The organism is Lishizhenia sp., from assembly GCF_033720595.1.
Taxonomy (GTDB): Bacteria; Bacteroidota; Bacteroidia; order Flavobacteriales_D; family Crocinitomicaceae; genus Lishizhenia.
In genome coordinates, this window is record NZ_JAWWCF010000011.1 from 15589 (window position 1) to 27902 (window position 12314).

10 protein-coding genes are annotated in these 12314 nt (G+C 37.6%); 5 read left to right on the forward strand and 5 right to left on the reverse strand.

What is annotated here, in order from left to right; all coding sequences use genetic code 11:
• Positions 1-10 precede the first annotated feature (10 nt).
• Both argS and R3333_RS01715 read right to left on the reverse strand, forming a co-directional pair.
• Positions 11-1912: an arginine--tRNA ligase gene (gene argS / locus R3333_RS01710; RefSeq protein ID WP_318956846.1), complete on the reverse strand. Its 1902-nt coding sequence runs from the start codon at positions 1910-1912 to the stop codon at positions 11-13.
• A 19-nt stretch (positions 1913-1931) separates the two neighbouring features.
• Positions 1932-2885: an arginase gene (locus tag R3333_RS01715; protein WP_318956847.1), complete on the reverse strand. Its 954-nt coding sequence runs from the start codon at positions 2883-2885 to the stop codon at positions 1932-1934.
• Between the two features lie 193 nt (positions 2886-3078).
• Between R3333_RS01715 and R3333_RS01720 the strand changes: the two genes are divergently transcribed.
• The 4 genes from R3333_RS01720 (at position 3079) to R3333_RS01735 (ending at position 7608) form a co-directional block, all read left to right on the forward strand.
• Positions 3079-3738 (forward strand): hypothetical protein, encoded by a 660-nt coding sequence (locus R3333_RS01720; RefSeq protein ID WP_318956848.1) that lies wholly within the window; start codon positions 3079-3081, stop codon positions 3736-3738.
• A gap of 88 nt (positions 3739-3826) precedes the next feature.
• Entirely contained in the window at positions 3827-6388 is a 2562-nt protein-coding gene (locus R3333_RS01725; protein WP_318956849.1) for a DNA translocase FtsK, read from the forward strand.
• 105 nt (positions 6389-6493) lie between these two features.
• Entirely contained in the window at positions 6494-7123 is a 630-nt protein-coding gene (locus tag R3333_RS01730; RefSeq protein WP_318956850.1) for an outer membrane lipoprotein carrier protein LolA, read from the forward strand.
• A gap of 68 nt (positions 7124-7191) precedes the next feature.
• Positions 7192-7608: a hypothetical protein gene (locus R3333_RS01735; RefSeq protein WP_318956851.1), complete on the forward strand. Its 417-nt coding sequence runs from the start codon at positions 7192-7194 to the stop codon at positions 7606-7608.
• 187 nt (positions 7609-7795) lie between these two features.
• Here R3333_RS01735 and R3333_RS01740 read toward each other — a convergent pair whose 3' ends face one another.
• The gene (locus tag R3333_RS01740; protein WP_318956852.1) at positions 7796-9472 is read right to left on the reverse strand and encodes an RluA family pseudouridine synthase; all 1677 of its coding nucleotides are present in this window, start codon (positions 9470-9472) and stop codon (positions 7796-7798) included.
• A 395-nt stretch (positions 9473-9867) separates the two neighbouring features.
• Between R3333_RS01740 and R3333_RS01745 the strand changes: the two genes are divergently transcribed.
• On the forward strand, positions 9868-10524 hold the full coding sequence (locus R3333_RS01745; RefSeq protein WP_318956853.1) for a hypothetical protein: 657 nt from the start codon (positions 9868-9870) through the stop codon (positions 10522-10524).
• 135 nt (positions 10525-10659) lie between these two features.
• On the opposite strand, the gene R3333_RS01750 is transcribed toward R3333_RS01745, so the two are convergent.
• Positions 10660-11322 (reverse strand): phosphatidylserine decarboxylase family protein, encoded by a 663-nt coding sequence (locus R3333_RS01750; RefSeq protein ID WP_318956854.1) that lies wholly within the window; start codon positions 11320-11322, stop codon positions 10660-10662.
• 65 nt (positions 11323-11387) lie between these two features.
• On the reverse strand, positions 11388-12200 hold the full coding sequence (locus R3333_RS01755) for a phosphatidate cytidylyltransferase (protein WP_318956855.1): 813 nt from the start codon (positions 12198-12200) through the stop codon (positions 11388-11390).
• Between the last annotated feature and the right edge of the window lie 114 nt (positions 12201-12314).

The window sequence follows — 12314 nt, forward strand, 5'->3', positions numbered from 1 at the left end:
AATCTCATTTTTACATTCTATTTGGCACCTTGATACCTAATAAAAGCATTGCTTGTTTAATTACTTTAGCAACGTTCGCACTTAAAGCCAATCTTAATTGTTTCAACTCTTCGTTTGGCTCATTTAAAATGTATACACTTTGATAGAAAGTATTGTACAATTTCACCAATTCGAAAGTATAGTTAGCAATGAGTGCTGGACTATGATGCTTACCTGCTTCAGCAACCGTTTCTGGGAAGCTCGCAAGTAATTTGATTAATTCTTTCTCCTGTGCTCCGTATTCAGTTGTATCAAAAGCTTTCAACTCACCCGCTTTGCTCAATAAAGATTGAATTCTAGCATGTGCATATTGAATAAATGGAGCTGTGTTACCATTCAAGTCTATAGACTCTTTTGGATCGAACTTCATACGTTTCTGTGGATCTACTTTCAATAAGAAGTATTTCAAACCACCTAAACCTATCATTTCATATAAGTCGTTACGCTCTTCTTCAGAAAGTCCGTCTAAATGACCTCTTTCCTTTGTGGACTCCATGGCATCGTTTACAACTTCCTCCATCAAATCATCAGCATCTACCACTTTCCCTTCACGAGATTTCATTTTACCATCTGGTAAATCAACCATACCGTAAGACAAGTGGAAACAACTATCTGCCCAAGAGTAACCTAATTTCTTAAGTACTAAGAACAATACTTTAAAGTGATAATCTTGTTCGTTACCAACGGTATAAACTATACCATTCAAGTCTGGGTAATCTCTAAATCTATCGAAAGCTGTACCCAAATCTTGCGTCATGTAAACCGCAGTACCGTCTGCTCTCAACAATAGTTTTTCATCCAGTCCTTCGTCTGTAAGATCCACCCAAACACTACCGTCTTCTTTTTTGAAGAACAAGCCTTTTTCCAAACCTTCTAGCACCAAGTCTTTACCGATTAGGAAAGTATCAGATTCGTAGTACATTTTATCGAAGTCAACCCCCATACGCTTGTAAGTAGAGCCAAATCCTTCATATACCCAACCGTTCATGGTGTTCCATAAAAGGTAAGTTTGAGGATCTTTCGCCTCCCACTTCACCAACATGTCCTGAGCTTCTTTCAATAACTCCGTCTCGTTCTTTGTGAAACCAGCTAATTTACTTCTTAAAGAATTGTATTTTGATTTGTCTGCAACTGCGTCCGTTTCGGCAATTAAAGCAATCAACTTTTCAACTTTCTCAGCATCTTCTGCCTCAAAAGCACCTTCTTTTAATTTTTCTTCGGCTAAGGCACACGCTTCTTTGATCAATTGATTTTCAAACTCCACGTAGTATTTCCCCACGAAGTGATCTCCTTTGATTCCTGTAGTCTGCGGTGTTTCCTTTTGTCCATTTGCATCTTCCGGTGCAAACTTTTGCCAGGCCAACATACTCTTACAAATATGTATACCTCTATCGTTTACAATTTGCGTTTTGATTACATTATGTCCGTTCGCCTTTAATATTTCGGCAACACTATATCCTAAGAAGTTATTTCTTAAGTGACCCAAGTGTAAAGGTTTATTTGTATTTGGAGAAGAATATTCTACCATCAATGTGTCGCCACTATTTTCTGGCCTAAAACCGAAGCGAGCATCCGCATCAATATTTTTTAATTCCTTCAACCAGAATTCTTTGTTAATCACAAGGTTCAAAAACCCTTTAACCACATTGTATGCTTCTAACTCTTCTACATGTTCAACAAGGTAAGCTCCAACTTTCTCCCCTACTTCTTCGGGTTTAGTTTTCAGCATTTTAACAAAAGGGAAGGTTACCAAAGTAATATCCCCTTCAAACTCTTTTCTTGTCTTCTGAAATTGAACAAGGTTTTCGCTAATCTCCTGTCCAAAAATCTCTGTAGCAGCACTCAATAAAAGTGCTTTAATTTTATTCTCCATCTTCTATCTTCTCTAACGTCTATTTTGCAACGACGTTAACAACCTTTTCTATAAAATCGAAGGCTACTTCAGCCATCTTATTTGTTTTCTCGTCTAAACAAGGATTCACTTCCACAAACTCTATACAGCTCACTTTTTCTTGAGCCGCAAAGTGTAATAAAATTTGTTCAGCTTCATCTGGGTGCAACCCATTATCAACAGGCGTACCTGTACCGTGTGAAGTATCTGCAGGATTCATTGAATCAACATCAAAGGAAACGTATACTTCATCACAAGCAGCAAATTTCGCATCCAATTCTTCTAACACCTTTTGTGTAGATTTTTCGCGTAATTCAGCCACAGTGTAGTTTTTAATACCAACACGCTCCATGTATTTATCCTCCGGTTCTTCTGTATCACGCAACGCGATAAATGCTAAATCCTCTGGAGTAATTTTAGGTGCAATTCCACCTGTATTTTTCAACTTCTCCCACATGGCTGCAGTGTCTTCGCTAACCTCATTGATACGACATTCTAAATTGTCTTCATTCAATGCTGTAGCTAAAGGCATTCCGTGCATATTACCTGTAGGCGTCGTGTAAGGCGTGTGCATATCTCCATGTGCATCTACCCATAAAACACCAATTCGCTTATTTGGATTTGCCATTTTTAGTCCAGCAATTGTACCCCCAGCAGAACCGTGGTCACCTGCAATTACTAAAGCAAAGTCATTCTTCTGTCTAATAGATTTTACAACTTCAGAAACTCTATCGTAAATCTTCACCAAACCATCAATACGCTTACCAGACCTGTATTTTACATCCGTGTCTAACAAGTGGTTCTCCGTTTCAATGGTATGTAAAGGATAACGGCCAAACATATCATTGTTTCTATTGCGTGCCGCTACTTGGATAGCACCCGGACCTAATGACGCTCCGCGCGTTCCTGCTGTAATTTCCGATTCGTTGATAACTATTGAAATATTTCTAGCCATATTATTTTCTTAGTTTAAACCGCTTCAAAAGTAGCGTTAATAGCGGCTTAAATCAAGTAATTTTAAGCAAATTATACATCCTTAAGCAAAGCCAAGCAGAGTAAGGTATAGAACTCATCTTAGAAGACCTATCATACCGCTTATTTTTGTAGAAAAATTTGGTTTAATTTGTAGTAGAAAAAATTCAATCAATATGCGCATCAAAAACTTGTTTTCATTTTTATTTATCTGTGGATTACTTACAGCCTGTACCTCTAAAACCGATACTCAAGGTAACAGGTTTGAAGGAAAACTAGTATATAAAATCACCTCTAACATGAGGGACTTTGATCCTGCAGACAGTATGAATTACCAAATTATCTACGCCAAAGATTCATTGGTAAAAACAGACAACTTTACGCGTTTTGGGAAACAGAGTTACCTCAAACACATCCCTAAAAACAGGGCGTATACCATGATGAATTTCGAAGGAAATAAGTTAGCCATTCAAACCATTCCCGATAGCACTAAAATAGCTCCTGATAAATACACGTTTTTCGAAAGGAAAGAGCAAAAGAAAATTGCAGGACTTAACGCACAATTGGTAGAAGTCAAAATAAAAGGCCACAACACGCCTATTGAAATGTGGTACGCTACAGCGGTTTCTCACGACTATAGTGATGCTATTCCAGGTATGAAAGGATTACCTCTTATTTACACCCTTGTTATTGGTGATGAAGAACTCACTTATACATTGATTGAAGCTGAACAAAGAACTATGAGTAGAGATCATTTTGGATTGCCCTCTGACTACAAAGTGATTACCACTCAAGAATTTGAAGCATTCGTAGCGGCTCCGCAAGAAGAAATGTAAAACTAACACCCCCCTGTTAATGCTTTAAAGCTTCTGACATTCACTTGTGTGGGTAATGATTGTATCTTCGTAGGATATAGAGAAAATTATGGCCAAAGGGAACGTACTTAAAAGCAGATCAGCAGACAATAAAGCGAAGAAAAAGAAGGGAACTAGTTCTTCCAAATCACTGAATCCGTTTTCTAAGTTATCCACTAAACTCGATAAGAAAAAATCTAAGCGTATAACTGGAGGTATTTTACTCTTACTCTCTTTTTATTGCTTTATCGCTTTTCTTTCCTATTTGCTAACGTGGAAATTAGACCAAGACCAGGTGATGAATAAGAATTTGTTCACCTACATGTTTGAGGATTTAACTGAGCCAACAGCCAACTGGTTAGGACGATTCGGGGCATGGACTTCTCACCTATTTATTTACAAATGGTTTGGTTTAGCTTCTTTTGGATTTTGCTTTCTATTCTTTTTATACAGCATGCGTTTGCTTTTCAACGTAAGTTTATTGCCTTTAAAAAGAAGCTCTATTATCACCACAGTTTCTATGGTGTGGTTTTCTATTTTCTTTGGATATTTTGCCGATAAAATCAGCTACCTCGGAGGATCTTTTGGTTACTTCATCAATACGTGGCTAGATCAAAACTTTGGAGCTTTTGGAGCTTTCTTGTTTATCGCATTATTACTTTTCATTGCCGTTGTTGTATTGTTTAATCCTGATTTCCAGAAAATCATGAACATGATCGGATTGGATGAACTATTCAAAGGAAGAAAGGACAAAGAAGAAAAGATACAAGCAGCCAATAATGTTGCACCAAAAGATATTCATGCTGTAAACACGATTACTGATGAAGAGATTGAAAAAGAACCAGAACCCCAAGAAGTTGATTTCTCTGAAGAGGAAGAAGAAGAACTTGTAACAGAGGAAGATTTAAATCTAACGGTTAAGAGAAAAGAGGAAGAAGAGCCTGATTCAACTTTTGAGATAGATGATAGTTTTGAAATAGAAGAACCCCAAGAAGAGTTATCACCTGTTTCAACTGCAGAGGATTCCTCAGAAGAAAACGAGGATGAATTTTCTGTTGAAGTAGCTGAAGAGGAAGAAGAATTAAGTGATTCAGAACTGAACGATCTATCAGAGAAATTTGGTGACTACGACCCTAAGCTGGACTTGTCTAACTATCAACTTCCGTCCATAGATTTATTGAATGCTTATGGTACAGGAAAAATATCTGTAGACAAAGATGAGCTAGAGGCAAATAAAAACAGAATTGTAGAAACCCTCTCTCACTACAAAATAGAAATTGCTAAAATAAAGGCTACGATTGGTCCAACTGTTACACTCTACGAGCTTGTACCTGCACCTGGTGTAAGGATTTCGAAGATTAAAAACCTTGAGGATGATATCGCATTAAGTTTAGCAGCCTTAGGAATACGTATTATTGCTCCAATCCCAGGAAAAGGAACCATAGGTATTGAGGTACCAAACTCCAAACCAGAAATGGTAAGTATGCGTTCGTTGATTGCCTCTGAAAAATTCCAAAACTCAGATGCTGAGCTTCCTGTAGTAATGGGGAAAACAATTACCAATGAGACGTATACCTTTGACTTAGCCAAAATGCCTCACTTGCTGGTAGCCGGTGCTACAGGACAAGGTAAATCGGTTGGATTGAACGCCATATTGGTGTCTATCCTTTACAAGAAACACCCTGCACAAGTGAAGTTCGTATTGGTGGATCCGAAAAAAGTTGAATTAACCCTTTACAACAAAATAGAACGACACTTCCTGGCTAAATTACCGGGAGAAGAAGAACCAATTATTACGGATACTTCTAAAGTGGTTAATACCCTAAATTCTCTTTGTATAGAGATGGATGATAGGTATGAATTGTTAAAAGATGCCCAAGTAAGAAATATTAAGGAATACAACGCCAAATTCATTAAGCGCAAATTAAATCCAGAAAAAGGTCACCGCTACCTACCGTACATTGTTGTCTTAATAGATGAGTTTGCCGACTTAATTATGACAGCTGGTAAAGAGGTGGAACATCCTATTGCGCGTATTGCACAGTTAGCCCGTGCTATTGGTATACACTTAATTGTTGCCACACAGCGTCCTTCTGTAAACGTTATTACAGGTATGATCAAGGCTAACTTCCCTGCACGTATTGCCTTTAGAGTACTTTCTAAGATAGACTCAAGAACGATACTAGATGGATCGGGGGCAGATCAGTTGATAGGTAAAGGAGATATGTTGATTTCGACAGGTTCTGATACATTCCGTTTACAATGTGGATTTGTAGACACACCGGAAGTTGAAGATATTTGTGAGTTTATCGGAAACCAACGCGCCTATCCAGAAGCATTGTTATTACCTGAATACGAAGGTGAAGGAAGCGAAGGAGGTAATGATGCCGATTTGGATGATTTAGATGCTAATTTTGTGGAAGCAGCGCGCATCGTTGTGATTCACCAGCAGGGTTCTGCAAGTTTATTGCAACGTAAGTTGAAACTAGGTTACAACAGAGCAGGAAGACTGGTAGATCAATTAGAAGCGCACAACATTGTAGGTCCATTTAAAGGATCTAAAGCCAGAGAGGTAAATTATCCAGATGAGGCTTCTTTAGAGGAATACCTTGCAACAAAAGGATTACTTTAATCTTGGCATAGCCTTTGTAAATAGAATTCCAAAATCGATTAAAAATTTACTGTTCGCAAAGAATATTGTACTTTTGCAGAGCAAAACCAAAGAACATTAATGAAGATGATGAAAACTGTAATGATAGCAATAAGCTTTTTAAGCTTAGCATTTACAACCCTAGCACAAAGTGATGAAAAGAGTGATGCAATCTTAAAAAAATTGAGTACGGAAATGAAGGCTTTGAAGTCTTTCCATATTGAATTTGATATGCACACGAAAAACAATTCTACTGGGGTTGACGAAACAGATTCTGGTGAAGGATGGGTACAAGGTGATAAGTTCTACGCAACTTTAGGTGAAAACATCATCTTAAGTAATGGTTTGAAAATTTGGACAATTACAGAAGAAACTGTTTACATCACAGATGCTGACGAAGAAGATGACGCAAGTTTGAACCCTAAAAAATTGATGACTATTTGGGAAGAAGGTTTTAAAAGCAAATACGTGAAAGAAGAAAACGGAATGCACGTAATTAGCCTATACCCTACTAACCCAGACGATGTAGATTACCACACCATCACATTGTACATCAATAAAGCAGATAACAGCTTGAAGAAAGCTATTATGAAAACAAAAGATGCGACAACAATGACGTACACCATCACGAAGTTTGAAAAGAATCCAACGATTCCAGCTTCTAAATTTGTTTTCAATAAGCAAAAACACGCAGGTAAAGAAATTATAGAGGATTAAGCCTCAATGCAATAACTTTAAACCGATTCCATTAGGAGTCGGTTTTTTTATGTTTGATAAAAACTTCGATGCAGGATTTAGAAAAAATTAAAGCAGCCCTAATTCACCAAAAGATTAAGGCCATTTACCACACCCCAAAAGGAGAGGGAGATGAACTTATTCCAGGTTTAGGAAATTTCTACACCTTCGACACTATCATTGCACTGGAAAACGGGAAGCAATATAGACTTGGTGATGCTTTTATAGTTGAATGGTTAGGAAATGTAGAACTCATAGAGATCACCCATGAGAACTGGAATATTCCGCACGACAAAAATTTCAAAGGTGTAAGCATTAAAGAACTCCTTATAGCTAACAACAAATCCTATTACCTCTTGCTTGAAAATGACGTATTGATTAACCATACCTCAGAAATGGGAGATGCGCTACATTTTCGTTCCTACAATAGCGTTTTCAATAACTCTGGGGAACTTCTAGCGCAATAAAAACACTTAGAATTTAGCACCACCTCTACTGCCCTAGATAGCAGTGGCAGCGCTAGTTGTGTTTAATTAGAAAGACCTTGCTCAAGGGTACGACCACCGGAAGTGCGCTTGTGCAATTGGACTTACTTATTAAAAAACGACTGGCCTAAAACGGATAGCTAGACCAGGCAGCCTAATAAATCCACTACTAAAACTCGCAAGGAGCCGTAAATACAACCCTTTCATTGGTGATGGGATGGTACAATTCTATGCGCTCGGCATGCAAATGTAAACGATCTGCAGGTGTGCCGTATAAATCATCTCCTACGATGGGAATATTTAGTCCAGAAGCATGCGCCGCATGTACCCTTAACTGATGCGTACGCCCCGTTTTAGGGTAAAAATACACTTTAGTCTTCCCTTTTCTTCGCTCTATAATTTCGTAATGTGTCTGGGCCGGCTTACCGTGATCAAAACAAACAATTTGTCGGGGTCTATCTTCTAAATCTACGCGCAAGGGTAAATCTATATCTCCTTCTTGCCATTTGAGAATTCCATCTAATAGAGCAATGTATCGCTTTTGCATTTTTCGCTTGGCAAATTGACTTTGCAATTGTTTATGGGCGCGTTTACTTTTCGCTACCAGCATAACACCAGAAGTCATCATATCCAAGCGGTGGACTATCATATGATCTTTACTTTCTGGATAAAGCGCTTCCATACGCGTTTGCACAGAATCTTTAAGTACTTTACCCGGTACAGAGAGCAAACCAGAAGGTTTATTGATGACTAAAAACTCCTCTTCTTCGTAAAGAATATCTATCACTTTATCTAATGATGGTATGGCTATCAAAGGATTTTCTTGTACCTCCAAGCCCTCCAACATATGTCCGAGTATAGGCTTGCACTTGCTTTGACAAGCCGGGTAATAATTTTTGTGTTTACGAATTTCAGATTTTGGAGCATCTCCCCACCAAAACTCAACGATTGCCAGAGGTTTTAAATCATTTAAATATGCAAAGTGTAGCAATTTAGGAGCACAGCACTCCCCTGCACCAGCAGGTGGTTGTTCCAATTGCGAATCTTTGAAAATATCCAACAAATTCGCTTCTTGTTTATGGGCGTTTAAAAATTTATAGTGTTCAAATATTTTCCTTTGCAGCTTATTACTTTCTTCGGCTCTTTTATTTTGTAATTCTTTGAGCCTCTCTTCGTATACGGCAATTTCAGCCTGTAAGTCGGTTAACTCCTTATTAAAAACTTGTTGTGTATGTTTAATTTGAAGTTTATCGTCTATACTCTTTTGCGCTAACTTTTGCTCTAAGCTATGGTATTCCTCTTCAGTGAGAACTTCTTCTGCCTCTTGGCGTTGTTTCTTTCTAAAAAGTTTATTGTCTTTGGCTTTTTGCTTTAAGAAGTTCACCTTTATGTGTTTGGAATCCATTAAACGGTGGTACTTCTTACACAAGGCAAGGTAGGTTTCGTCTTTTTTTAATTGATTAACCTCTTCGATAAGCGAACTAACTACGGCATATTCTTCGGTAAAGAAGCTATCGGCACTCAATAAATCGTAAACCGGTGGAACAAACCCCTCTATATGATTTGAATTACCTACTTTTCCCGAGAAGGCTGAAAGATATGCAGTGCGGCCTTCCTTATCTTCTACCACTAAAACTCCAAACATTTTACCGCGAGAAAGTTCCTCTGCGTTTTGAGCTTTGAAATTATGGTCGTTAAAATTGTCTTGCTCTATGCGATTCATCAGGTCCTCAGCGGCACATTCTGCTAAAGGATTGGATTGGTAGAAAAAAGGATAATTGAACTGAGCAGGTTTATCTATCTCCTCTAGTTCATCCATATACTTTAAAAACTTTTCCAACTCCATTTTTACTGAATTTTCATCTCTTGCAAAGTTACCAAAACCTGCTTTAGAAACATAAATTTAAACTAAGCTTCTGGTGTAAATAAGGTGTTAAGTATTAATAATTGGACCTTAATCTTCGCTTTACTTCTATCTCTTTCATCATCCTTACTTTTGGGAGCATAGAGCAATAAATTTTATCCTATCACCTCTATCTATTACTACACAAAAGATCGTTTGATTTTTTGAACGATAAGAAAGGTGTCACAATAAATGACGCCTTTTTTTATTCGCTTACTCTTATATAGAGGAATCGCAAAAAATCCGTAGTAAACCACGAATAAAAAAGCTTAAGTTGTTCAAGATTAGATTTTTTCATTTCAATAAACTTCAACGCTACCTTGGTAAAAAAAAGTACTATGTATAATAAATTTTTAGGATCACTCTGTCTTTCAATCGGTCTACTTACTACTCCCGTAAAAGCACAAGTTATTGCTGAAAATGACTTAGGCTTTCACGTGGCTGCTTCAGCTTACACCGACTTTGAGCCGTACATTCCTGTTCGGGCTTATTTTGGAACCAACTTAGAATTAGGAATTGATTGGACCCTTTATTACCAGCGTGATAAATTTTGGAAAACCGGTATCAGTTATACCTTTTATAAATCTCCTTTGAAGAATGGGATGTCGTACTACGATGAATACATTCAAATTCCATTTGTATTCTCTATTGCCAAATGTAGAGAGTTCAAGCACAACACAGATTTATACATGACTTTTGGTCCACAAGTTTCCATACAAACACGTCAAGGTAGAGCTCAACGAAACGATCGCTATTATAATTTTGACGAAAGTCACTTTGGAGGTGCCATAAAATTTGGTTTAACGGGAGAATTTGCACTGTACCAAACCATGGTGAATTACGCCCATTCTGGAGGTCTAAGGTTATCTACGGATATTCCAAAACTATTGATAAGAACGCAAGACAATTGGATGGTCTACGATCAATACATCACCGCAACCCTTTTTTACAGTATCAGTAAAAGACATCGCCCTAAGCGTAAAAGCACCTACTAAACCTAAATCCCATCAGAGGAAAATAAACTGATGGGATTGTTTATTTAATTTTAGTTGCATCAGCATTCTTAGGCAAAGCATAAAAAAATCCCAGTAGAACAATCTACTGGGATTTTCACGAAATATATAAAGGAATTATAAAGATCCTATTTTGGTAATTTTACCTTGAACTTTATCTCCAATTTTCACATCTACTTTGGCATCTAACGGCAAGAATAAATCGATACGCGAACCAAATTTGATAAAACCGAATTCTGTTCCTTGATCGACCTTATCTCCTTCTTTTGCGTAATAACAAATTCTTCTTGCTACCGCACCGGCAATTTGTCTAAACAAGATCTCTTTACCATTGTTATGCTCAACAACAAAAGTACTTCTCTCATTATCTGTACTTGATTTTGGATGCCAAGCTACCAAGAACAATCCCGGGTGGTACTTTACGTACTTCACAATACCTTTAATCGGGTTCCAATTGGCATGAACATTCAAAGGCGACATAAAGATAGATATCTGAATACGCTTGTCCTTGAAATATTCTGTTTCTTCTACTTCTTCTATCACTACAACTTTACCATCTGCCGGACAAACGATATCTAAATCTTCGGCATTTACGGTTCTGTTTGGAACTCTAAAAAACTGTACAATTAAGTACAACATTACAAGCTCTCCTAAAGTTAAGAGGTAGTATAACCAATCCCAGCCTGTTGCTTGCAACAAGAAGTAATTACCAACGTGAATTGCTCCTAAGATGAGCACTCCAATCAATATTATTAAATAACCTTCTCTGTGTAATTTCATTCTAATGTGTTAAGGGGAAGCCTTGGCTTCGGTATCATATTTAAAAATCGGCGCTAAAATACATATTAAATACAGATAATGTACCACGTATAAAAGAGAGGTGCAGCAAATAATGTCGCATCGAACCTATCTAGTATCCCTCCATGACCTGGAAGTATGTTACCACTGTCTTTAATTCCCAAGCTTCTTTTGAGCATGGATTCGAATAAATCTCCAAAGATGGCTCCAAAGGCCGCTAAGAAGGCAGCTGGAATCCAAAAGATTAAACTCATATCTGTAAGTGTAGCAAATACATATCCTGCCAGTAATGCAAAGATAATTCCTCCTATAGTACCTTCCCAGGTCTTTTTCGGAGAAATACGTTCGAATAATTTATTTTTCCCTAAGAATCTACCCGAAAGGTAAGCAAAGGTATCATTACTCCAAATAATGGCGAACATCCCTGCTGGTACTAACCACTCCCCTTCTTTGGGTGTTATTCCTTTCAATGCGATTACTAAATATAAAGGTAGGATTACATATACCCAACCAAATACAGTGACGGCCACATTATTCAAAGGAGTTTTTGATTTTCTGAACAATTCAGGTATGAAGGCCAAAAACGTTAAGGGTAAAAGCAGTACTATGTACTTCATATCCAAAAAGTCCCAACGCATGTAGATTAAAACGAAAAGGATGGATATACCTCCCACCATTCCGATTTTTTCATCGGGAGAAACGGCCTTTGTGGATCTGAACAATCTATAGAACTCAGAAAGACCTAAAACAATAAACAGCGAAAGTACACCAACCGTGGCATACTCCCCAAAATACAAGCCTCCAATGATCAGACCTACAAATGCAGCTCCGGTTAAAGACCTCAAAAGAATATCATTCATTTTCTTTACTAATTAGATATTTGGCCTTTAAGATAAAATTTTGGTGGACATAGAGCTCTATTTCTCCAAAGGCATTATACGAAGAATCCCGTTTATCAATAATGAAAACGGGAA